This is a genomic window from Nonomuraea sp. NPDC005650, assembly GCF_040605375.1.
GTDB lineage: Bacteria > Actinomycetota > Actinomycetes > Streptosporangiales > Streptosporangiaceae > Nonomuraea.
In genome coordinates this window covers 195,780-218,734 of record NZ_JBEXCR010000020.1, presented here as the reverse complement: position 1 = coordinate 218,734, position 22,955 = coordinate 195,780, and the positions used below count along the sequence as shown (strand labels likewise).

The following is a 22,955-nucleotide window of genomic DNA, read 5'->3' as shown; positions in this document are numbered from 1 at the left end:
GTGCGTGCCGATCGTCCGATGTGCCGTGACCTGCGGAGTTTCTACCTTCATGGGGTACCGGCCCTGATCCGAATAAGGGATGGGTCCGCGTTCGACCCGGGGCATCCCCGATGTCCCGGGTCGCCCCGCACAGACACGCTGTGTGGGTGCCCTGACGATCGGAGTAAACGCTCATGTCGCACGCCATTCTCGACCTGGTCCAACAGGTGATGTCGTCACCTTGGTTGTACGCGGCGCTGTTCGGGCTCGCGCTGCTCGACGGGTTCTTCCCGATCGTGCCGGCCGAGACCTCGGTGATCACCGCCGCGGTGTTCGCCGCCTCCGGCGAGACGAACCTGGCCCTGGTCATCGTGGTGGCGGCGCTGGGCGCCTTCGCCGGTGACCACATCTCCTACCTGATCGGCAACAAGTCGGCCGGCAGGCTCCAGGAGAAGAAGGCGTTCGTCTGGGCGCGCAACGCGCTGGCCGAGCGGGGCGGGCTCGTCCTCGTCGTGGCCAGGTACATCCCCGGCGGGCGGACGGCGACCACGCTGACCATGGGCGCCGTACGGCACCCGCTGCGCTCGTTCACGTTCTTCGACGCGATCGCGGCGAGCTCGTGGGCGGTGTACTCGGGGCTGATCGGCTTCTTCGGCGGCATGGCCTTCGAGAACGACCCGATCAAGGGTCTGTTCCTCGGCCTGGGCATCGCGCTGTCCATCACGGGGGTCGTCGAGCTCGTGAGATGGGTCAGGAAACGACGCGCCATCCAGGCTTCCCCAGAACGTCTTCCCGCGGACACGTCCGTTTGACCCTGTCTGGCAACTATCCGTCTGAAAGGAGTGCGCATGACTGTGCTGGCCGCGGTGATCGCCCTGGTCGGTTCGCTGTTCTTCGCGCTCGGAGCCGCTCTGCAGCAGTTCGAAGCAGTCGGATCGACCAAGCCAGGGCTGCTGACCTTGCTGCGCAATCCGCGCTGGCTGATCGGCGGCGCGTCCATTCTGACGGGGGGCGGCCTGCACATCGTCGCACTCGGCCTCGGGCCGCTGACCATCGTGCAGCCGATGGGCGTGGCCAGCCTGCTGTTCGCCCTGCCCATCGCCGCCACGCTGCACGGCCGCAAGCCCTCCCCCAAGGAGCTGGCGGCCGCGGGTGTGGTGGCGGCCGGGCTGGTCGGGATCGTGCTGCTGGTCCCCAATTCCCAAGGTCCCACCTACCTCGGCCCGGACGGGGTGCTCACGCTGCTCGGCGTGGCCGGAGTCGCGGCGGTCCTGCTGTGGGCCGCCTCGAGGGCGGCCTCGCCGGCGGGCCGGGCCGCCCTGCTCGCAACCAGCTCGGGCGTGCTCTACGGCGCCACGGCCACGCTCATGCGCGTGCTGCTGGACGGCACCTGGAACTGGTGGTACGTGCTGGCGCTGCCGGTGCCCCTGCTGCTGGCGCTGGTCATGCTCCAGCGCGCCTACGCCGTCGGGCACTTCGGCGTCTCGTTCGCCTCCCTCCAGATCGCCGACCCGCTGACCGCGGTGGCGTTCGGCGCGCTGCTGCTCAACGAGCCGCTGCCGACCGGCATCGTGCCGGTCGCGGCGGCGCTCCTGACCGCCGCCGGGACCGTCGCGCTGGCCCGCACCAGCCCGCTGGAGTCCCGCAACACTCCCCCGACTCATTCCCCCACCCCTTTGTGAAACCGGAGTCACTTCCATGGCCATGCCCCTGCGCTCTCTCCCCAAGATCACCGAGACCGCCCCCACTCCCGCCCCCGAACGGCCTCGCCGGATCCTGATCTCGACCGACACCTACCCGCCCGACGTGAACGGCGCCGCCTACTTCACCCACCGCCTGGCCACCGGCCTGGCCGCGCGCGGCAACGAGGTGCACGTGGTCTGCCAGTCGGACGTGGGCCCGCCCACCGCCGACGTCGTGGACGACGTGATCGTGCACCGCCTGCGCTCCGCGCCGCTGCTGGTCCACCCCACGATGCGGTTCACGGTGCCGGCCAGGCTCGACCGGCTCTTCGCCGACATCCGTCCCGACGTGCTGCACGCCCAGGGCCACTTCGTGGTCGGCCGGGCAGCCTTCGCCGCCGCCCGGCGCGCGGGCGTGCCCATCGTGGCCACCAACCACTTCATGCCCGACAACCTCTTCCAGTTCTGCCACATCCCTGAGCGGCTCCGGATCAAGGCCGGCCGGCTCGCGTGGCGCGACTTCAGCCGGATCTTCACCCGCGCCGACCGCATCACCACCCCGACCCCGCTGGCCGCCAAGCTGCTGGCCGACCAGGGCTTCGCCCGCGAGGTGGAGCCGGTCTCCTGCGGGATCGACCTGACCAGGTTCCACCCGCGCGCCGAGCCCAAGGCGTGGGCGCGCAAGCTGTTCGACCTGCCCGACAGGCCCACCGTCCTGTTCGTCGGCCGCCTGGACGAGGAGAAGCGCCTGGACGAGATCGTCCGCGCGCTGCCCCTCGTGCTGAACCAGACCGACGCCCAGGCGGTGTTCGTCGGCCGGGGCAACCAGCGGGCCGACCTGGAGCGGCTGGCCGCCCGCATCGGCGTCGGCGAGCGGGTCTCCTTCCTCGGCTTCGTGCCCGACGAGCTCATGCCCCAGACGTTCGCCGCCGCCGACGTGTTCGCCATGCCGGGCGTCGCCGAGCTGCAGAGCATCGCCACGCTGGAGGCCATGGCCATGGGGCTGCCCGTGGTGGCCGCCGACGCGATGGCGCTGCCGCACCTGGTGAGCGAGAACGGATACCTGTTCCAGCCCGGCGACGTGATCTCCCTGGCCAGGCACCTGACGAGCATTCTCACCGACGACGACCTGCGGGTCAGGCTCGGCAAGGCCAGCAGGGAGCTGGCGCTCACCCACGACGACCGGTCATCGCTGGCCCGGTTCGAGCAGATCTACGATGAGGTGGCCCGATGACCCCAATCCAGAGCGCCTGGGGCGCTGTCTGCGGCACCGTGGTGTCCGCGTGCGCCCTGGCGTACGCGCAGGTCGCCCTGCCGACACAGCCGCTGCTCAGCGACTATGCGTTAGTCTCCGGCGGGCTCGTGCCCGTACTCGTGGGGATGCTGGCACTGGCGGGGGCGTGCCTGTGCCTCGCGTACGGGCTCGCGGCGAGCGACCCGGTGCGCACCGCGGCCACCAGGGTACTGCTGCTGGCGGGGGCGGCGGGGCTGATGATGAGCGCGATCTTCCCGACGGACCCCGGCAACTCCCAGATCGGCTCGCTGACCGGCGAGATCCACCGGTGGTCGGCGGCCGTCGTGTTCACCTCGCTGCCCGTCGCCGGCTGGACCCTGGCCAGGGGCCGGGCGGCGGCGCCCCGGTGGAACGCGGTCCGGGCGCTGAGCGTGACCTCCGCCGCCGTGCTGGCCTTCTACCTGGCGGCCCACCCGGCCACCATCACCTCGCCGCTGATCGGCGGCGCCGGCTACTACGGCCCGCTGGAGCGCGGCGTGGTGCTGGCCGAGATGGCCCTGCTCATCGCCATGGCGCTGGCGTCGGTCACCAAGCGGTCCGCCGTGTCCGCCCGGACCGTCCCGGCCGAGCCGGAACGCCCCGAGCAGCCCAAGCGCCTGGCGGCCTGATGCCACCATCCTTCGATCCGCGACGAAATCACCCCGTTCTAGCGTGGAACCATGCTCATCACACGCCACGCGGCGGCCCAGGCGGTGCTCGCCGACCCGAGGTACGTGCCACCTCCCGTACGACAGGACGCCGAGAAGGGCACGCTGGCCTGGCTCCGCGCCCAGGTGTCCCGGTTCAGCACCGGCGAGACGCACGCCGGGCGGCGCCGCCTGCTGGAGGAGCGGTTGGCCGCCGTTGACCCCGCCGAGCTGAGACCGGCGGCCAGAGCCATGACGCTGGAGCGGGGCGGCCAGTGGCGGGGCGTCCCCACGGCCGTGCTCGGCGCCGCGCTGGGCGTGCAGGACACGAGCGCCGTTGCCGCCGCCGCGACCGGCTACCTGTCCGGCGAGGAGAGCCCGCAGGCCGACGCCGCCGTCGCCGAACTGCTCGAACAGACCACCATCCCCGAGATCACCCTGCTGCTGCAGGGGCACGCCGCCACGGAGGCGCTCATCGAGAACGCCCTCGGGCACACTCTTGGGCACGCCGTGCCCGGTGCCGACCCCGAGGCGCTGCTGCACGAGACGCTCAGGCAGGACCCGCCGCTCAAGGCCAGCCGCAGGCTCGACCCGCGGACCGGCGACGAGGTGACCATCGACCTCGTGTCGGCCAACCGCGACCCTGAGGTGTTCGCCGATCCCGACCGGTTCGACCTCTCCCGCGGCCGTACTCCCCATCTGACCTTCGGCCACGGCGTGCGCCCCTGCCCCGGGCCCGCCCACGCGCTCGCGCTGGCCGCAGGCGTGCTCGACGCCCTTCTCGACGAGAGCCGCTCTTGACTTCCTCCCCACGGCTGAAGCCGGGGGATTCCAACCCTCGCGGGTTGATCTTCCTGCTTCACCGCCAGTTGCCCGCCCAGCTTGCGCTGCTTGGGTCTTACACCAGCTCCACAGGCGTTTCAGCTCTCCGCCAGCCCGGCGGCGAGCACGTTCTTGGCTGCGTTCACGTCTCGGTCATGGACCGCGCCGCAGGCGCACTCCCAGGTCCGGACGTTCAACGGCATCTTCTCTTGCAACGCCCCGCACGCCGAGCACAGCTTGGACGAGGGGAACCAGCGATCCACCACCACAAGGTTGCGCCCGTACCACTGGGCTTTGTACTCCAGCATGCAGCGGAGTTCTCGCCAGGCCGCGTCGCTGATGGCGCGCGCCAGGCTGTGGTTCTTGACCATGTTGCTGACGGTCAGGTCTTCCACGGCAATCACTTGGTTCTCGCGAACAAGCCGTGTGGTGACCTTGTGCAGGTGGTCCCGCCTACGGTCGGCGATGCGCGCGTAGACGCGGGCCACGGCGAGTTTTGCCTTGGCCCGGTTCGCCGACCCCTTCTCCTTGCGTGCGAGGGTGCGCTGAGCCTTGGCCAGCTTGCGCCGGTCGGCCCGCTCGTGCTTAGGGTTGACGATCTTCTCGCCGGTGGACAGCGCGGCCAGCGCGGTGATGCCCGCATCCACGCCGACCGACTGGGCGACCCGATCGAGCGGGCGGATGGAGTCCTCACACAAGATGGACACGAACCAGCGCCCCGCCGCGTCCTTCGACACCGTCACCGTGGACGGCTCCGTGCCCTCCGGCAACGGACGCGACCACACGATCGCCAGCGGAGTGTCCATCTTCGCCAGCCACAGCTCGCCGTCCCGCCAGCGAAACGCCGACCGGGTGTACTCGGCGCTCAGTCTCGACTTCTTGCGGGACTTGAACGTCGGGTACCTGGCGCGCTTGGCGAAGAAGTTCGCGAACGCCGTCTGCAAGTGGCGGAGCGCCTGCTGCAGCGGGACCGACGACACCTCGGACAGGAAGTCGTACTCGCCGCCGCGCTTCCACTGCGTCAGCCGGGCGGACGACTCCACGTAGGAGACGCGGCGCCCTTCCAACGTGTAGGCGCGGGTGCGCTCCTCCAGGGCTTTGTTGTAGACGAGGCGGACGCAGCCGAACGTCCGGGCGAGCTCTTGAGTCTGCTCGGGGGTCGGGTAGAAGCGGTACTTGCAGGCCCGCTTCACGATCTGCGCCACGTCTCACATTCTCTCGCACGATCAGCCAAAATTCGCACGTGTGTTCGATTTGCGGCACCTTGCCGCGTTTCCTCCCCAGGGCTAAAGCCCGGGGTCTCCACGCTTGGGAGATTTCGATGAACTTCCACGCCCTGCACCGCCCCGGCGACCCCCTCCTGCTCCCGAACGCCTGGGACTACGGCTCCGCCGCCCTCCTGGCCAGAGAGGGCTTCCCCGCGATCGGCACGACCAGCCTCGGCGTGGCCGCCGCGTACGGCAGACCGGACGCGGCCGGCGCCACCCGGGCGGAGACCATCGAGCTGGCCGACTCGATCAAGGACCTGGGCGTCATGGTCACCGTGGACATCGAGGGCGGGTTCAGCGACGACCCCGCCGAGGTGTCCGACCTGGTCGCGGGCCTGGCCGCGCTCGGAGTCGCAGGCGTCAACCTGGAGGACGGCCGCCCCGACGGCACGCTGCGCCCGATCGAGCTGCACCAGCGGATCATCGAGGCGGCCAAGGGCCACGGCGTGTTCGTCAACGCCCGTACGGACACGTACTGGCTGAAGACCGGCGACACGCGGGAACGGGTGGCCGCCTACGGCCACGCCGACGGGATCTTCGTGCCCGGTATGAGCGATCTACGCGAGATCGCCGAGGTGGCCGCGAGCACGCCGCTCCCCCTCAACGTCCTCCACCAGCCGGACGGCCCCACCCTCGCCCAGCTCGCCGGGGCCGGCGTGGCCAGGGTGAGCACCGGGTCGCTGCTGTACCGGGCCGCGCTGCAGGGGGCGGTCGCGGCGGTGTTCGCCGCACAGGGCAGGCGGGCCCCTCAGGTGCCGACCTACGCGGAGATCAGCGCGCTGCTGCCGCAGCCGCGATAATCGACGCATGCGCTTCCAGATCCTCGGGCCCACCACCGTGCTGGGCGAGGACGGCGAGCCGGTCGCGCTCGGCGGTCCCCGGGTGCGCGCGCTGCTGACGCTGCTCGCCCTGCACGCCGGCCGCATCGTCGGAGGCGAGCAGCTCGTGGACGGCATGTACGGCCAGCGACCGCCCGAGGGCGTGGCCAACGCGCTGCAGTCGCAGGTGTCCAGGCTGCGCCGGGCGCTGGGCAGGGATCTGGTGGAGTTCCATCCGGCGGGATACCGGCTGGTGACCGACCCGCAGGACGTGGACGCGCGGAGGTTCGAGCTGCTGGCGCAGCAGGGCAGGCAGGCCCTCGCCGGCGGCGACCCCGGCCGGGCGGCCGCGCTCCTGCGCGAGGCGCTGGAGCTGTGGCGGGGCGCGCCGCTCGCCGACGCCCCGCACGCAGAGGCCGCCGCGGCGGCACTGGCCGAGCTGCGGCTGGCCGCCGTCGAAGACCGCGTGCAGGCCGACCTCGACCTCGGCCGGCGTCGCGAGCTGGTCCCCGAGCTGAGCCAGCTCACCGCCGCCCACCCGCTGCGCGAGCGGCTGCGCGCCCAGCTCATGCGCGCCCTCTACGGCAGCGGCCGGCAGGCGGAGGCGCTGACCGTCTACGACGCGGCCAGGAAGATCCTGGACGAGGAGCTGGGCATCGAGCCGGGAGCCGAGCTGGCCGCCGCCCACCTGGCCGTGCTCAGGGCCGACCCCTCGCTCGACGCACCCGTCCCTTCCGTGGCCCGGCAGCGGCAGGGCCTGCGCGCCCAGCTCACCACCTTCGTCGGCAGGGTCGAGGAGATCGAGCAGGTGGCCGCCAGGCTGCGGACCGACCGGCTCGTCACGCTGATCGGCCCCGGCGGCGCGGGCAAGACGCGCCTGGCGACCGAGGCGGCCGAACGGGAGCCCGGCGACGTGTGCTTCGTGGGGCTCGCGCCGGTCACCGAGGCCGCCGCCGTGCCCGGGGCAGTCCTGTCCACCCTGGACATCCGCGCCGCCCCGCCCACCCCCGACCGGCTCACCGTGGACCCGGCCACCAGGCTCGTCACCGCGCTGGCCGACCGCCGGCTGCTCCTGGTCCTCGACAACTGCGAACACGTCGTCGCGGCCACCGCCGAGCTGGCCGACCTGTTACTGGCCTCCTGCCCCGAGCTGCGCGTGCTGGTGACCGGGCGGGAGGCGCTCGGCATCACCGGCGAGTCGATCCTGCCCGTGTCGCCGCTGCGGCTGCCGCCGCCCGAGGCCGGCGATCCCCTGGACTATCCTGCGGTCCGGCTGTTCGCCGACCGCGCCGCCGCCGTCCGGCCGGGCTTCGCCGTCGACGCGGGCAACGCCGCGGCGGTCGTACGCATCTGCCGGGCGCTCGACGGGCTGCCGCTGGCCATCGAGCTGGCCGCCGCCCGGCTGCGCACCCTGACGGTGTCCGACGTGGCGGCGCGGCTCGACGACCGGTTCGGGCTGCTGACCAGGGGCAGCCGTACGGCGCTGCCCAGGCACCAGACGCTGCACGCGGTCGTCGCGTGGAGCTGGGACCTGCTCGACGACAGCGAGCAGCGGCTGGCCAGGCGGCTGAGCGTGTTCGTGGGCGGCGCCCGGCCGGAGGCGGCCGAGCAGGTGTGCGGGCTGCCGGAGGACGTGCTCTTCTCGCTGGCGGAGAAGTCGCTGGTGGAGTTCGTCGACGGCCGCTTCCGGATGCTGGAGACGATCAGGGCGTTCTGCGCGGAGCGGCTGGCGGAGTCGGGCGAGGCCGAGTCGATCTCCGAGGCGCACGCCCGCTACTGCCTCGACCTGATCATGACGGCCGACCGGTGGCTGCGCACCGACGAGCAGCTGGAGTGGCTGGTCCGGCTCGACGGGGAGAGCGACGAGCTCGACGCCGCGATCCGCTGGGCGACCGCGTCCGGGCGGCCGGAGCTGGGGCTGCGGCTGCTGGCCCACTGCGCCTGCTACTGGTGGATGCGCGGCAACCGCGTCACCAGCGCCCACCTGGCCGCCGACCTCCTGGCCGCGCTCGGCTTCCGGCATCCGCCGGGCATGGAGGAGGAGTACGTCATGTGCGTGCTCATCAGGGCGTGGACGGGCGGCATCGACGAGGAGCTGCGGGCGCGGCTCGCGGAGGCGCGGCAACTGCTGCCGCCGTACAACCTGCCGATGCGGCTGGAGTTCCTCACGATGCTGCTCTCGGCCTACACGGGGCCGCCCGGCGAGTACGACGAGGTCTACACCGTGCTCACCGAACGCGTCGAGGAGCTCCAGCCGTGGCAGGAAGCGCTGTCGTTCAGCGGTGTCGGGTTCCTGCTGCAGTCGGCCGGCCGGCTCGACGAGGCGGTGGACGTCTTCGAGCGGAGCCTGGCCTCGTTCAAGGCCATCGGGGAGCGGTGGGGCATGGTGATGACGCTGTCCGGCCTCGGCTCCCTGTACCAGGAGCAGGGCGACTTCACGACCGCGTGCGCGCTGGCCGACGAGGCGCTGGCGGTGGCCACGGAGCTGGGCGCGGAGACGGAGGTCGCCGAGGCCCTGTGCCGCCGGGGCGACGCCCGCCTCCGCCTGGCCGACGCGACGGGCGCGCGGGCCGACTACCTGCGCGCGGCCGAGATGTCGCGCCGGAACGGCTCGACGGAGACGATGGCGTGGGCGCATCTCGGGCTGGGGCAGGTCGCGCTGTTCCAGGGGGACCTGGAGGAGGCCCGTACGCTGCTCGTCCAGGCGCGGGACGAGGTCCCGGCCGACTGGTACAGCACGGAGGACACCCGCGCCCGCATCGCCGCCGCCCTCGACGAGGTGAACGCGCAGTCAGCCGGGCCTGCCGGCGGGGCGGTCAGCGAGCGGTAGGCCGGCCGTCAGCCCGACTCCCGACAGTGGGCAGCATGAAGAACAAATGGTCCTGCCTGGCCATCGCCTGCCTGGCCACCCTCCTCCTCTCGCTCGACCTCACAGTCCTGCACCTGGCCCTGCCCAGGCTGGTGACCGACCTCGGCGCGAACTCCACCCAGTTGCTCTGGATAGGCGACATGTACGGCTTCGCCCTGGCCGGCCTCCTCGTCACCATGGGCAACCTCGGCGACCGCATCGGCCGCAAGCGCCTGCTGCTGATCGGCGCGGCCGCGTTCGGCGCCGCCTCGGTGGTGACGGCGTACGCGCCCAACCCCGAGCTGCTGATCGCGGCCAGGGCCCTGCTCGGCGTGGCGGGCGCGACGATCATGCCGTCCACCCTGTCGATCGTCCGGAACGTGTTCACCGACCCGGGCGAGCGCACCGCGGCCATCGGCATCTGGAGCGGGATGAGCGCCGCCGGGTTCGCCATCGGCCCGGTCGTGGGCGGGCTCCTGCTCGATCATTTCTGGTGGGGCTCGGTCTTCCTGATCAACGTACCGATCATGGTGCTGGTGCTGGTCGGCGGGATCCTGGTGCTGCCGGAGTCCAGCAACCCCCACGCGGGCCGGCTCGACCTGGTCAGCGCCGCCCTCTCGTTCGCCGGCGTGGTGACGGCCGTCTACGCGATCAAGGAGGCGGCGCACAAGGGCCTGGAGCACGCCGACGTGCTGGCGGCGGGCACGGCCGGGGCCGTGCTGCTGGGCCTGTTCGTGTGGCGGCAGATACGGCTGCCCGAGCCGCTGATCGACGTTCGGCTCTTCGGGCGGCGGGCGTTCAGCGCCTCCATCGTCACGAACCTGCTGGCGATCTTCACGATGTCGGCCATGATGCTGCTGTTCGGCTGGTACCTGCAGCTCGTGCTGGGCTGGTCACCGCTCCAGTCGGGGCTCGCGCAGCTGCCGGGCGGCCTGAGCGGCGCGGTGGGCGGCATCCTGGCCGCCAAGCTGATCCACCGCCTCGGCAGGAACGGCGTGGTCGCCCTGGGCCTGGCCCTGAACGCCGGCGCGTTCCTCTACTACAGCACGCTCGGCCCCTCCCTCGACTACCTCGTACTGCTCCCCGTCATGATCATCGGCGGCATCGGCATCGGCTTCACCTTCACCGTCAACAACGACAACGTCCTCGCCACCGCCCCCAGGGAGCGCGCCGGGGCAGCCGCCGCGGTGTCGGAGACGGCCTTCGAACTGGGCGGAGCACTCGGCATCGCGATCCTGGGCACAGTCCTCAACACCGCGTACCGAACCAACCTGGACCTCCCCGCCGGCTTCCCCACCGCCGAGTCCGCGCGAGAGTCGATCGCAGGCGCGGTGAACGCGGCCACGACCCTGCCTCCAGAGCAGGCGGGCCAGCTCATGAGAGCAGCACAGACGGCCTTCATCGAGGGCCTGCACCTGACCGCACTGGTCACCTCGGCCCTCCTGGTCATAGTGGCCCTGCTGGCCCTGATCGGCCTGCGCGGCGTACCCAAGGTCATCCCGGAGGAGGCCCTGACCCACGCCTGACCCGAAATCCTCACAATGGGGGCGCTCCGCGCCGTACACCAGCTCAGGCAGCGCCCCCCAACTGCTCGGTCCTCGCAGTGGGGCGCGCTACGCGCGATGGAGCGCTCGGGCAGCGCCCTGTGGGGGCAAGCCCCCACACCCCCGGCGGGGACCTGCCGGTCCCCGCACCCCTCGGACGCGACCCCGATTACCGCACGCTCATCAACGTTGACCTGCTGGCGCTTTGACAGAAACGATCATCCACGGGAAGGACATCGGTGGCTATCGAGGGCGGGTTCCCACTTGCTGAGAGATCCGCAGCAGGTAGCCGTCCGGGTCCTGCACCGCGAACTGGCGCACGCCCACGGCGTCGACGCTGCGCTCGTACCAGCGCTCTTCCAGCGGCAGCCACATCTCATAGATCAGTTCAGGAACAAGTCGAGACATCTCATCACCCTGGCGGTTCCCGACCACTCCAGCAAACCTACGCCCTTTCGACAGCCGGCAGGAGAAGGCCGTTCACGAGGGCGCGCACGCCCTTGGCGTAGGTGTCGCGGGCGGTCAGGTCTTCCCATCGCCTCGCCACCGTGCTCAGTCGGGGGAACTCCTCGGCGTCCAGTTCGGCGAAGACCCGCTCCCGGTAGGTGGGCCTGCCCTCCTCTCGCCGCCCGCGAGCCGCCGCCCGGCCGCCGATCTCGCCGGCGGTGTAGCGCCAGATGATCCGGTACGCGTCCACGGCCTCCTCGATCGTCAGCCCCGCGCGTACGGCGGCGTCGACGATCTGCTCCGGGTACCACAGTGCGCCCACCGACATCAGGTCGTCGGCTTTGAGGACGTCCACGGCCCACGGGCATCCGGACACGGCTTCGTGCATGGCCATGGCGGCGGCCACCATGCGCTCGCGTGGCTCGTCCGGCAGTTCGGGGCGGGGGATTCCGGCCGCGTAGTCGTCGAGGAGCAACAGGAGGAGCTCCTCCTTGTCGCGTACGTGGTGGTAGAGCGCCATGGCCGTGCTGCCGACCTCTCTCGCCAGCCTGCGCATGGTGAGCGCGCCTGTCCCGTCTTCCTCGATCACTCGCAGCGCGGCGGCGACGATCTCCGGCCGGGAGATCTTGGGCGGTCGTCCTGTACGCGTCGGCATCCTGCCATGCTACTTTCTATACATGTATAGAAAGTTATGGGTCGTCGCGGTGCTCGCATTCGCGGTAGCCGTGGGGACCCTTCAGATGACCGTCGCCGTCCCCTTGCTGCCGGGCCTCCAGCAGCGGTTCCAGGTCCCGGCCACCACCGTCTCGTGGACGCTCACGGCGGGGCTGCTGTCGGGAGCTGTCTCGATCCCGCTGCTGTCGCGGTTCGGCGACATGTACGGCAGACGCACGACATCGCTGGTCGCACTCGGCCTGCTCGCCGCCGGGTCCACGCTCAGCGCCATGGCAGACACGCTGCCCCTGCTCATCGTCGGCCGGGTGCTGCAGGGAACAGCCGCGCCGCTGCTCCCGCTGGCCATGGGCCTGGTCAGGCAGGTGGTACCCGCTCACCGGCTGCCCAGCGCGATCGGGGTGCTCAGCGCCACCATCGGGGTGGGCAGCGGCGGCGGCATGATCCTCGCCGGAGTGCTGGACGGGAACCACCGGGCGGTGTTCTGGGTGCTGGCCGGGCTGGCCGCGCTGAGTTTCGTCCTGGTGGCGGTCATGGTGCGGGAGGCGCCGGCGCGCGGATCCGGACGGCCGGACCTGGCCGGGGCGGCGCTGGTCGCGGTATGGCTCGTCTGCCTGCTGCTGGCCATCAGCAAGGGCGCGGCTTGGGGCTGGACCTCGCCGCTGACGCTGGGCCTGTTCGCCGTGGCGGTGGCGGTGGCCGCGGCGTGGGTCGCGACCGCCCGCCGCACCGCGTCGCCGCTGATCGAGATCCCCATGCTGCTCCACCGGGGGACGGTGGGGGCGACCGTGGCGTCGTTCCTGCTGGGGTTCGCGCTGTTCGCCGCCATCACCACCGTGTCCGCGGTGGCCCAGGGCACGCTCGGGGCCTCGGTGCTGCAGGTCGGGATCTACCTGCTGCCGACAACGGTACTGATGCTCGTGGTCTCCGTGCTCGCGGGTCCCCTGATGCGCCGTTTCACCGCTTCCGCGCTCGTGGCGGGCGGCTCGGCGCTGGTGACGGCCGCCACCTTGTGGCTGGCGATGTCCAGGTCCTCGGGCGCGGACCTGTACGGGGCCGCGACGCTGCTGGGGCTGGGCATCGGACTCGGCTACGCGGCGCTCGGAACGATGGCGGTCGAGCACGTGGAGCCTGCCAAAACCGCGGCGGCCGGCGGGGTGAACGCGCTGGTCAGGGTCGTGGGCAGCAGCGTGGCCGGGGCGATGGGGGCGGCGGTGCTCTCCAGCGGGGGCGCCGGGTGGACCTTCGGCGTCGCGGCCGGCGCGGCCCTGCTGGCGGCCCTGTTCGCCGCCGTCCACGGAAACCTCTCGCGAAGGGAACTGGCATGACGGACGAACAGCGCATCGTCGCATGGGGCGACGAGCTGATCAAACTGCACGACGGCTTCCGCAGGGACCTGGCGGACCTGCGGTCATCGCGAGCGGGCGCGGTGGACTTGCGTACACACTGCCTGGCGTTCTGCGACGCTCTCCACGCCCACCACGAAGGCGAGGACGGCGCGCTCTTCCCCCATCTCGGTACCGAGCACCCGGAACTGGCCGAGACCCTGACCCGGCTCCGCTCGGAGCACCGGGTGGTGGCCCGGCTCATGGAACGGATCAGGCGGCTTCTCGACCACGACGGCACGGAGATCGGCGAGGAGCTCGACCGGCTCGCCACCGAACTGGAGGCTCACCTGGACTACGAGGAAGAGCAGTTGGTCCCGATCCTCAACAAGATGCTCACTCTCCCCGAGGAGGTTTAGGCTCGGCGCAGGACGTCGGGAATGAGGTGGCCGGCGCCAGGCGGCTTTCTGTGTCAGGCCGGTAGGTACCAGCTTGGCCCATCGGGATCGCCGGGGGCAGCTGGCGAGCGGAGCGAGCGGGGGTTGCGGCGCCAGGCGCCCGAACAAGAAACGCCTGAGTCCCTCGGCGCGAAGCGCCTCCCCGAGAAGACCTTCAGAGGGTGACGGCTGGTCAGGCGGTGGGGTTGCCGGTGCAGGGGCGGGTGATGTTCGGGGCGAGGGAGTCGAGGCGGTTGCCGATCCGGCGGGACACGCGCTCGATGGTCTCGATGCCCATGTCCGGCCCCGGCTGGTTGTCTGTCTGCACCGACAGCAGCAGGTCGCGGTCTGGTCCCTCGATGCGGCCGTAGCTCGTCATGGCCCACGTGCCCGAGATGAACGGACGTGGGGTCCAGCCGTTCTTCAGGGCTACCCGGTCGCCGGGGCGGGCGGCGGCGCTGACGCCCCACGACTGGTCCTTCTGGACGCGGGACATCAGGCGCAGCACGAACCGGCGGTCGGCCGCGGTCAGGTCGCTTTTGCCGCTCTTGTCGCCCCTGACCAGTAGTTTCAGGAGGCGGATGCGGTCGGTGGGGCTGGTGAGGGTGCCGCCCCAGTAAATGTCGGGTCCCGGCGTGGTCTCCGTCAGGCCCACGCTCTCGTAGAAGGCGCTCATCGCGGAGGAGGCGCCGACGCGGGACCACAGGGCGTCCGCCGCGAGGTTGTCGCTCTCCGTGATCATGAGGATGGCGAGGTCGCGTTCCTCCTCGGTCAGATCTTGGGTGCGTTGGTGCAGGAGTGCGGTGAGGATGTCCACCTTGGCGCCGCTGGCGGTGATGATGTCGTGGTCGTGCGCTCCCTGCCCGAATTGGACTCCGGTGACCAGGTCCATGGCGCCGTAGACGATGCGGCCCGGGCGCGTGGCGATGTATGCGGCGAGGTCGCGTACGAGCTGGGCGCGGGCCTCGGCTCCGGCGCGCGGGGACGGGATCTTCAGGACGCAGCGGGCCACCTTGGACGGGGGCTTCGCCGCCGCGGGGATGACGGCTGCCTGCTCGGCGCCGCATCCCGCCGTCAGCGACAGCAGCAGCATGGGCCCGGCCATCATCCGCCTCGTACGCATGCGCATACCCCCGAGTGATCGTCGGGGGTCTTCAGGAGGATGCCATGCCGGGTCGATCAGGCGAATGCGCTGGGTGCGTATCTGGTCAAGTCTTCAGCTTCACCTTGCCGATCTCGGCCGGGCTCGCTTCTCCCTCCGACGCCTTCCCCCTCCCCTCAGCACGACCTCGCCGAGCAGAGGAGGCCGTAGTGGTGGGGGGAGGCAGGCGCGGCTCAAGGCCGGGTGTGTCAGAGGTGGTCGGTGAGGAAGGTGGTGGTGGCGTCGATGGCCTGGGTGACGTACGGTTCGCGGTCGTACAGGTCGATGTGCTGCTTGGCGTCCACCCAGACCAGCTTCTTCGGCTGGTCGAGGCGCCGGAAGGCCTCCTCGGCCCCCTCCGGGGAGCAGAACCGGTCGACGACCCCGTGCACGATCAGCGCCGGCTTGGGTGACAGGAAGTCCGCGCCCATCATGTTGTCCATCGTGACCAGCTCCCGCACGCTCGCCCTGGTCACCGAGTTGGACCAGTGCGGCGAGGCGCCGCGGGAGGTGCCGTAGTACGCGTACGGCTCGTCGCCCGGCATGGCGGCCTCCCCCTCCTCCGGGGGCAGGGCGGAGACGGCCGGGATGTACTCCACGGCGCCGCCCTGGTCCTGGCGTTCGAGGGTGTCCGTGAGGCCCGCCAGGGCGGACTGGTAGTCCATGCCGGAGCGCATGGAGTACGGGTTGTTGTACGCGCCCGCTATACCGACAAATATCCGGACTCGGGGATCGAAGGCGGCGAACTTGAGCGCGTAACCGCCACCCAAGCACACCCCCACCGCCCCGATCCGATCAGGGTCCACCTCGGCCCGCGACCGCAGGAACGACACGGCCCCCCGCAGGTCGCGCAGCTTGCCCTGCGGATCCTCCTCCCGGCGCGGAAGCCCTTCGGACTCCCCCCAGTTCCGGTGGTCGAAGGCCAGCGTCACGTACCCCCGCTCGGCCAGCCGCTCCGCGTACAGGCCCGTGACCTGGGAGCGCACCCCGGTGAACGGGCCCGTGAACACCAGCCCGGGGCGCGGCCCCGCGCCGCCGGGGACCCGCAGGTCCCCGACGAGCGTGAGGCCGTCCACCACGAACTCGACGCGCGTGGTCAGGATCACGAATCGAACCCCAGCCCCATCCGGTCGAGCGCGCGCAGCCAGAGGTTGCGCTTGCCCTGGTGCTGGTCGGCCTGCGCGATCGACCAGCGGGTGAGCTGGATGACCCCCGACCGCACCGGCTCCGGCGGGAACGGCCTCGGCTTCTCCCTGACCATCCGCAGCTCGGTCCGCTCGGTGCTCTCGCCCGACAGCAGGTCGAGCATGACGTTGGCGCCGAAGCGGGTGGCGCCCACGCCCATCCCGGTGTAGCCGGTGGCGTAGGCCAGCCGCCCGCCGTGCGCCTGCCCGTAGAAGGCGCTGAACCGGCTGCAGGTGTCGATCACCCCGCCCCACCGATGGGTGAAACGAACCCCGTCGAGCTGCGGGAACGTGTCGTAGAAGTGCTCGGCGAGCTTGACGAACGTCTCGTCGCGCTGCTCGTACTCGGGTTTGACCAGACCCCCGTTGTAGTAGACGGCGTCGTAGCCGCCCCACAGGATCCGGTTGTCGTCGGTCAGCCGGTAGTAGTGGAACTGGTTGCCCGAGTCGCCCACGCCCTGCCGGTTGCGCCAGCCCACCTCGGCAAGCTGGACGTCGGTCAGGGGCTCGGTCATCAGCGCGTAGTCGTACACGGGGACCACGAAGTGCTTGAGCCGCCGCAGCAGCGGCGGGAACACCCCCGTCCCCAGCGCCACCTGCCGCGCCTCGACCGCGCCGTACGGCGTGCGCAGCGTGATCGTCGTGCCGTCGTCGCGCAGCGAGCGGACCGGGGTGCGTTCGTGGACGCGCACCCCCAGCCGCAGGCACGCCTCCCGCAGCCCCCAGGCCAGCCGCGCCGGGTCGAGCATGGCGCACCCGCTGCGCTCCCAGAGCCCGCCCAGGTAGGTGGGCGAGTTCACCTCGGCGCGCACCTGCTCCTGGTCGAGCGGTACGTAGTCGAGCCCCAGCTCGGAGATCAGCTCCAGGTGCTCGCGCAGCCCGTCGAGCTGCCACGGCTCGGTGGCCACGTGCAGCTCCCCGGTGCGTTCGAAGGAGCAGTCGATGCCGTAGCGCTCCAGGGTCTGCCCGATCTCGTCGAGGTTGGCCACCCCCATGCGCTCCAGGCGGCCGATCTCGTCCGGCCACCGCTCCATCCCGTTGGCCAGGCCGTGGGTGAGGGTCGCCATGCAGAACCCGCCGTTGCGGCCGGTGGCCGCCCAGCCGATCCTGCGTCCTTCGAGGAGAACGACGTCCAGGGACGGATCGCGTTCCTTGGCCATCAGGGCCGTCCACAGCCCCGAAAATCCTCCGCCGACGACGACCAGGTCGGCGCTCGTTGTCTGATCGAGCCGCGGTCGCGGCTCGGGTCTGGCCAGACTGTCCAGCCAGTACGGCTTGCGCTCCGCGTCAGCAAGCGCCTTCAGCGGATCCACAAATCCCACTTCCCTACGAAGTTCGTGGAGGTTTATTTAGGTACGGCGCCGCGCCGCCACCGCGTTTCCGATCGCGATCAGCACCCCGACACCGAAGATCAGCGTACCCATGACGTTGACCTGCGGTGGGATCCCGGTCTTGACCGCACCGACGATCCACAGGGGGAAGGTGACGGTAGAGCCGTTGACGAAGCTGGTGACCACGTAGTCGTCGATGGACAGCGCGAACGACAACATGGCGCCCGCCATCACGCCGGGCATGATCGACGGCAGCGTGACCTGCCGGAACGTCCCCCAGGCCGTGGCCCCGAGGTCCCTGGCCGCCTCCTCCAGCGACGGGTCCAGCGTGACGATCCGTGCGCGTACCGTCACCACCACGAAGGACAGCGAGAACAGCACGTGGGAGACGATGATCGTGTTCGCGTCGCGCGGCACGTTCCCCGAGACGAACAGCGACAGCAGCGACGCGCCCATGACCAGCTCCGGCGTGGAGATGGCGGCGAAGACGAGGAAGTTCGTGACTCCCTTGCCGCGGAAGCGGTGCCGCCCGATCGCCAGCCCCAGCATGGTGCCGATCACGACCGTGATGACGGTGCTGACCGCGGCGATCACCAGCGAGTTGCGCAGCGCCACGGTCAGGTCGGAGATGTCGAACAGCTCGGCGTACCAGCGGAGCGTGAAGCCCTGCCAGGAGGTGTTCGACTTGCTCTGCTTGTCGTTGAAGCCGAAGAGGATCATCACGGCGATCGGCGAGGACAGCCAGAGGATGATGATCCAGGTGTAGATGTGGAGAAGCCGGTCGCCGAGCCTGGTCCCTCTCATCGGGCCGCCGCCTCCAGCACGTTCTCCGTCCCGAGCGCCCGGGCGTAGACGAAGATGCCCACCAGCAGCACCGCCATCAGCGTGAACGACAGGGCGGAGGCGGTCGGGTAGTCGAGGTTCGTCAGATACTCGGTCTGGATGATGTTGCCGATCATCGTGTTGGACGTGCCGCCGAGGATCTGGGCGTTGATCGGGTCGGCCGTGGCCGGCACGAACGTCATCAGCACCCCCGCGAACACCCCAGGCAGCGACAGCGGCAGCACCACCCGCCGGAAGGCCGCCGCCCGCGTCGCGTACAGATCCTGGGCCGCCTCGATCACCCGCGGGTCCACCCGCTCCAGCGACACGTAGATCGGCAGGATCATGAACGGCAGGAAGTTGTACGTCAGCCCGCCCACCACGGCGAACGTCGTGGCCAGCACGTGGAAGTCCTCGGGCAGCAGCCCCCAGCCCTTCAGCGTGCCGAACAGGATGCCGTTGTCCGACAGCAGGAAGTTCCACGAGATCGTACGCAGCACGAACGACACGAAGAACGGCAGCAACAGCAGGAACAGGTACACCGACTTGCGCGTGCCGCCCTTGAACGCGATCCAGTACGCCACCGGGTAGCCGATCACCAGCATGGCCACGGTGGCCAGGCCGCCGTAGAGCAGCGAACGCAGCAGCTGGGTGCTGTACCTGCCGAGCGCGTCGCTGTAGTTGGAGAAGCTGAAGGTCATGGCGAAACCGTCGATGGCGTTGCCGGTCTGCAGGGAGACCGAGGCCATCGCGGCCATGGGGACGACCAGGAAGATCGCCAGCCACATCCAGCTCGGCAGCGCCAGCAGGTAGGGGGTGAGCCGCCTCATGCGCTAGGCCTGGGTGATGGACTGGAAGATCGGGTTGAAGACCTGCTCCTGCTGGGTGGTCAGCGGGGTGTAGTTGTGCAGCTTGGCGTAGTCGGCCTCGGTGGGGAACATGAGCGGGCTGTCGATCATTTCCTCGAGGGACTTCTTGTCCTTGCCCTTGGCCGTCTTGGCCTTCTCCCTGAGCAGGTCCTGCACGGCCGGGACCGGTGTGACGTACTGGATGAACTCGTCCAGCTCGGCGGCCACGGCCGGCTGGTAGAGGTAGTCCATGAGCATGAGCGCGTCCACCGGGTTGGCCGCGTTCTTGGGGATGAGCATGTTGTCGGTCCAGATCGTGCCGCCCTCCTCGGGCACCACGAACTTGACGGGCTCGCCGGCGAGCTGGCGCTGGAAGACGTCGCCCGACCAGGCCATGCTGAGCCAGACGTCGCCCTTGGACACAGCGTCGATGTAACTTTGATCGTAATATTTCCGGACAATTCCGGCGTCGCGCTGCGCCTTGAGCTTCTCCCCGGCCTTCTTCCAGTCCGCCTCGGTCGACTTCTCGGGGGCGATGCCCAGCGCGAACATGCCGAAGTTCGCGATCTCCTGGGCGTCGGCCATCATGCCGACCCGGCCCTTGTACTTGGGGTCGAACAGCGACTCGATGCTGGTGATGTCCTCGTTGACGTACTTGGTGTTGTACGCGATCCCGGTCACCCCCGACGTGTACGGCACCGTGTACTTGTTGCCGGGGTCGTAGGCCCGCTCCTTGTACTTCTGACCGGCGTTGGCCTCGAAGTTCGGCAGCTGGGAGTGGTCGAGCGGCGTCACGTAGCCCAGCTCGATCATGTGCTGGAGCTGGACGCCGTTGGTCATGACGACGATGTCGTAGCCCAGCGACTGCCCCGCCCGCAGCACGGGGTCGGCCTTGCCGAAGAACTCGGCGTTCTCCTGGATGACCTCTTTGTACTCGTACGAGATGCCGGTGGCCTGCTGGAACTTCTTCAGCGGGGCCTGGTCCTCCGGCATGTACTCGGGCCAGTTGGCGAAGACGACCTTGCCGTGCTTGGTCTGCTTGGCCCAGTAGTCCTTGACCGCGTCGGCCTTCGGCGGCGCGGCCTTCTGTCCTTGAACGCCGCACGCGGCCAGCGCGAGCCCTGTGGCGGAGAACCCGGCGACCCGGAAGAAATCGCGACGGGAGCGGAGCATGGGGTGGTTCATGAGCTGCTATCGACTTCCAATCACATATGAGTGCTGCGCCTGCCACGACAGCCACACGGAGTCCCCCCGCTCCGCCGTGGCCGAAGCGTCAAGAGCGTTCTGCTGGAACACCGTGATCTCGGCCCCGTCGGCGAGACTCACCGCGTAACTGTTGTACGTGCCCAGGTAGACCACCTCGGCGACGGTGCCGCGCACGGCGCTCAGGCCCTCGCCTGGCTCCTCCGTGTCGATGGTGATCTTCTCGGGCCGCACGGTCACCGTGACTTCGCCGTCGCGCCCGGGCACCAGCACCCGGCCGCCGCCGATCTTCAGCACGCCGCCGTTCGCGGTGCCCGCGAGCAGGTTGGAGGTGCCGATGAAGCCGGCCACGAACGCGGTCGCGGGCCGCTCGTAGATCTCCCGCGGCCCGGCGAGCTGCTCGACCAGGCCGTCGTTCATGACGGCGATCCGGTCGCTCATGGTCAGCGCCTCGTTCTGGTCGTGGGTCACGTACACGAACGTGATGCCGACCTCGCGCTGGATGCGCTTGAGCTCGATCTGCATGGCCTGGCGCAGCTTGAGGTCGAGCGCGCCGAGCGGCTCGTCGAGCAGGAGCGCCCGCGGCCGGTTGACCAGCGCGCGGGCCAGCGCCACGCGCTGCTGCTGGCCGCCGGACATCTCGCGCGGCCGGCGCTTCTCCCTGCCGGTCAGGTCGACGATCTCCAGCATCTCTCCGACCCGCCGCCTGATCTCCTCCTGCGGCGTCTTGCGCTGCTTCAGCCCGAACGCCACGTTGTCCCAGACGCTCATGTGCGGGAACAGCGCGTAGGACTGGAAGACCATGTTGACGTCGCGCTTGTTGGGCGGGACGTCGGTGACGTCCTTGCCGTGCAGCCGCACCAGCCCCTTGGAGGGCGGCTCGAAGCCGGCGATCATCCTCATGGTCGTGGTCTTGCCGCACCCGGACGGGCCGAGGAGGGAGAAGAACTCCCCCTCGGCGATGCCCAGCGTGACACCCTTGACCGCCTGGACGACCTCGCCATGCGAGAGGTACTCCTTGACGACGTCCTCAAGCTCTATCGCATTCAGCTCAGTCATCCCAGCAGTTGTCCTATTCGCCGATGTAGTGCATGACGTGCTTGACCCTGGTGTAGTCGTGCAGGCCGAACACCGACAGGTCCTTGCCGTACCCGGAGTGCTTGAAGCCGCCGTGCGGCATCTCCGAGACGAACGGGATGTGCGTGTTGACCCAGACCACCCCGAAGTCGAGCCGGTTGGACATGCGCATGGCACGGCCGTGGTCGGAGGTCCAGACCGAGCCGCTCAGGCCGTACTTCACGTCGTTGGCCTTGGCCAGCGCGTCGGCCTCGTCGGTGAACGTCTGGACGGTGATCACGGGGCCGAAGACCTCGTTCTGCACCATCTCGTCGTCCTGCTTGAGACCGTCGACGATCGTCGGCGCGAAGAAGTAGCCCTTCTCGCCGACGCGGTGGCCGCCGGTGAGGACCTTGGCGTGCGCCGGGACCCGGTCGATGAAGCCCTGGACCCTGGTGAGCTGGTTCTCGTTGTTGAGCGGCCCGTAGAGGGCGTCCTCGTTGCCCAGGTCGCCGGTCACGGTGCCGGCGGCGGCCTCGGTGAGCGCGGCCACGAACTCGTCGTGCACGCTCTCGTGCACCAGCACCCGGCAGGCGGCGGTGCAGTCCTGGCCGGCGTTGTAGAGGCCGGCGGTGGCGATGTCCGCGGCGGCCCTGCCCAGGTCCTTGACGTCCTCGAACACCACGACCGGGGCCTTGCCGCCCAGCTCCAGGTGCACGCGCTTGAGGTCGTCGGCGGCGCTCTTGGCGACCGACATGCCCGCACCGACCGAGCCGGTGATGGCGACCATGGACGCGGTGGGGTGGCTCACCACGAGGGCGCCGGTCTCGCGGTCGCCGGTGACGACGTTGAAGACGCCCGCGGGCAGCACCGAGCCGAGGATCTCGGCCAGCTTGAGCGTGGAGGCCGGAGTGGTGTCGGACGGCTTGAGCACGACCGTGTTGCCGGCCGCCAGGGCCGGGGCGATCTTCCAGACCGCCATCATCATCGGGTAGTTCCACGGCGTGACCTGGCCGATCACTCCGATCGGCTCGTGCCGGATGACGCTGGTGTGCTCGGCGAGGAACTCGCCGGCCGTGGGACCCTCCAGGGTGCGCGCCGCGCCCGCGAAGAAGCGGAAGTGGTCGGCGGCGACCGGGGTCTCGTCCTCGGCCATCCGGGCCCGCGGCTTGCCGGTGTTGAGGCACTCGGCCTCGTTGATCTCATCGGCCCGCGCGTCGATCGCGTCGGCGACCTTGAGCAGGAGGTTGGCCCGCTCACCCGGCGTGGTCCTGCCCCACGACTCGAACGCGGCGGCAGCGGCGGCGAAGGCGGCGTCGACGTCCTCGGCTCCGGAGACGGGGGCCTGCAGGTAGGCCTCACCCGTGCACGGGTCGACGATGTCGGAGAAGTTGCCGCTCTTGGCGTCCACGAACTCACCATTGATGAAGTTCTGCAGACGGATCATGCGCCCTCCAAGTGGGTGGCTGAGATGCCGCGACTCTTACAGAGTGGATGCATCTCGACAAGGGATTTCGTGGTGAAGATATCAAATTGCTACGAATTCGCTTGACAGACCGCCAGGAACTGACAACATGTCGCACCAGGACGGCAACCAAGCGGGAACGC

General features: G+C 70.1%; 20 protein-coding genes and 1 pseudogene. 10 read left to right on the top strand and 11 right to left on the bottom strand.

What is annotated here, in order from left to right:
* The first annotated feature begins 173 nt into the window (after nucleotides 1–173).
* From ABZS69_RS32980 to ABZS69_RS32960, 5 genes are read left to right on the top strand one after another with little or no spacing between them, the layout of a single operon-like run.
* Complete coding sequence (locus ABZS69_RS32980; protein ID WP_355379238.1) at nucleotides 174–791, top strand: DedA family protein; 618 nt, start codon at nucleotides 174–176, stop codon at nucleotides 789–791.
* Between the two features lie 36 nt (nucleotides 792–827).
* Nucleotides 828–1,661, top strand: a complete 834-nt coding sequence (locus tag ABZS69_RS32975) for a DMT family transporter (RefSeq protein WP_355379237.1) — start codon at nucleotides 828–830, stop codon at nucleotides 1,659–1,661.
* A 16-nt stretch (nucleotides 1,662–1,677) separates the two neighbouring features.
* Complete coding sequence (locus ABZS69_RS32970) at nucleotides 1,678–2,895, top strand: glycosyltransferase (protein WP_355379236.1); 1,218 nt, start codon at nucleotides 1,678–1,680, stop codon at nucleotides 2,893–2,895.
* Nucleotides 2,892–3,563, top strand: a complete 672-nt coding sequence (locus tag ABZS69_RS32965; RefSeq protein WP_355379235.1) for a DUF998 domain-containing protein — start codon at nucleotides 2,892–2,894, stop codon at nucleotides 3,561–3,563. Before ABZS69_RS32970 ends, ABZS69_RS32965 begins: the two co-directional genes overlap by 4 nt.
* A 51-nt stretch (nucleotides 3,564–3,614) precedes the next feature.
* Entirely contained in the window at nucleotides 3,615–4,382 is a 768-nt protein-coding gene (locus ABZS69_RS32960; protein WP_355379234.1) for a cytochrome P450, read from the top strand.
* A gap of 50 nt (nucleotides 4,383–4,432) precedes the next feature.
* On the opposite strand, the pseudogene ABZS69_RS32955 reads toward ABZS69_RS32960, so the two are convergent.
* A pseudogene (locus ABZS69_RS32955) lies at nucleotides 4,433–5,608 on the bottom strand (RNA-guided endonuclease TnpB family protein); the annotation flags it as partial.
* Between the two features lie 116 nt (nucleotides 5,609–5,724).
* On the opposite strand from ABZS69_RS32955, the gene ABZS69_RS32950 reads away from it, so the two are divergent.
* From ABZS69_RS32950 to ABZS69_RS32940, 3 genes are read left to right on the top strand one after another with little or no spacing between them, the layout of a single operon-like run.
* Nucleotides 5,725–6,471 carry an isocitrate lyase/phosphoenolpyruvate mutase family protein gene (locus tag ABZS69_RS32950; protein ID WP_355379233.1) on the top strand — a complete coding sequence of 249 codons (747 nt, stop codon included), beginning with the start codon at nucleotides 5,725–5,727 and terminating at the stop codon, nucleotides 6,469–6,471.
* Between the two features lie 7 nt (nucleotides 6,472–6,478).
* Complete coding sequence (locus ABZS69_RS32945; protein WP_355379232.1) at nucleotides 6,479–9,319, top strand: BTAD domain-containing putative transcriptional regulator; 2,841 nt, start codon at nucleotides 6,479–6,481, stop codon at nucleotides 9,317–9,319.
* A gap of 35 nt (nucleotides 9,320–9,354) precedes the next feature.
* Entirely contained in the window at nucleotides 9,355–10,863 is a 1,509-nt protein-coding gene (locus ABZS69_RS32940; RefSeq protein ID WP_355379231.1) for a DHA2 family efflux MFS transporter permease subunit, read from the top strand.
* Between the two features lie 261 nt (nucleotides 10,864–11,124).
* Here the strand turns inward: ABZS69_RS32940 and ABZS69_RS32935 are convergent, their stop codons facing one another.
* Nucleotides 11,125–11,289 carry a hypothetical protein gene (locus ABZS69_RS32935; RefSeq protein ID WP_355379230.1) on the bottom strand — a complete coding sequence of 55 codons (165 nt, stop codon included), beginning with the start codon at nucleotides 11,287–11,289 and terminating at the stop codon, nucleotides 11,125–11,127.
* A gap of 37 nt (nucleotides 11,290–11,326) precedes the next feature.
* Nucleotides 11,327–11,983 (bottom strand): helix-turn-helix domain-containing protein, encoded by a 657-nt coding sequence (locus ABZS69_RS32930; RefSeq protein WP_355379229.1) that lies wholly within the window; start codon nucleotides 11,981–11,983, stop codon nucleotides 11,327–11,329.
* Nucleotides 11,984–12,005: 22 nt separating this feature from the next.
* On the opposite strand from ABZS69_RS32930, the gene ABZS69_RS32925 reads away from it, so the two are divergent.
* Together ABZS69_RS32925 and ABZS69_RS32920 are read left to right on the top strand one after the other, a co-directional pair.
* Nucleotides 12,006–13,328, top strand: a complete 1,323-nt coding sequence (locus ABZS69_RS32925; protein ID WP_355379228.1) for an MFS transporter — start codon at nucleotides 12,006–12,008, stop codon at nucleotides 13,326–13,328.
* Nucleotides 13,325–13,744, top strand: coding sequence for a hemerythrin domain-containing protein (locus ABZS69_RS32920; protein WP_355379227.1), 420 nt, complete (start codon nucleotides 13,325–13,327; stop codon nucleotides 13,742–13,744). Before ABZS69_RS32925 ends, ABZS69_RS32920 begins: the two co-directional genes overlap by 4 nt.
* Nucleotides 13,745–13,955: 211 nt before the next feature.
* On the opposite strand, the gene ABZS69_RS32915 is transcribed toward ABZS69_RS32920, so the two are convergent.
* The 8 genes from ABZS69_RS32915 to ABZS69_RS32880 form a co-directional block, all read right to left on the bottom strand.
* A complete protein-coding gene (locus tag ABZS69_RS32915; RefSeq protein ID WP_355379226.1) occupies nucleotides 13,956–14,885 on the bottom strand; it encodes a serine hydrolase in 930 nt (309 codons plus the stop codon).
* Nucleotides 14,886–15,112: 227 nt separating this feature from the next.
* Nucleotides 15,113–16,009, bottom strand: coding sequence for an alpha/beta hydrolase (locus ABZS69_RS32910; protein WP_355379225.1), 897 nt, complete (start codon nucleotides 16,007–16,009; stop codon nucleotides 15,113–15,115).
* A complete protein-coding gene (locus tag ABZS69_RS32905) occupies nucleotides 16,006–17,400 on the bottom strand; it encodes an FAD-dependent oxidoreductase (protein ID WP_355379224.1) in 1,395 nt (464 codons plus the stop codon). The genes ABZS69_RS32910 and ABZS69_RS32905 overlap by 4 nt, the downstream gene beginning before the upstream one ends.
* 36 nt (nucleotides 17,401–17,436) lie before the next feature.
* Nucleotides 17,437–18,222: an ABC transporter permease gene (locus ABZS69_RS32900; protein WP_355379222.1), complete on the bottom strand. Its 786-nt coding sequence runs from the start codon at nucleotides 18,220–18,222 to the stop codon at nucleotides 17,437–17,439.
* Entirely contained in the window at nucleotides 18,219–19,070 is an 852-nt protein-coding gene (locus ABZS69_RS32895) for an ABC transporter permease (RefSeq protein WP_355379221.1), read from the bottom strand. Before ABZS69_RS32895 ends, ABZS69_RS32900 begins: the two co-directional genes overlap by 4 nt.
* Nucleotides 19,071–19,073: 3 nt before the next feature.
* Nucleotides 19,074–20,261 carry a spermidine/putrescine ABC transporter substrate-binding protein gene (locus ABZS69_RS32890; protein WP_355379220.1) on the bottom strand — a complete coding sequence of 396 codons (1,188 nt, stop codon included), beginning with the start codon at nucleotides 20,259–20,261 and terminating at the stop codon, nucleotides 19,074–19,076.
* Nucleotides 20,262–20,279: 18 nt separating this feature from the next.
* Nucleotides 20,280–21,350: an ABC transporter ATP-binding protein gene (locus ABZS69_RS32885; RefSeq protein WP_355379219.1), complete on the bottom strand. Its 1,071-nt coding sequence runs from the start codon at nucleotides 21,348–21,350 to the stop codon at nucleotides 20,280–20,282.
* Nucleotides 21,351–21,363: 13 nt separating this feature from the next.
* Complete coding sequence (locus ABZS69_RS32880) at nucleotides 21,364–22,794, bottom strand: gamma-aminobutyraldehyde dehydrogenase (RefSeq protein WP_355379218.1); 1,431 nt, start codon at nucleotides 22,792–22,794, stop codon at nucleotides 21,364–21,366.
* Nucleotides 22,795–22,955 lie beyond the last annotated feature (161 nt).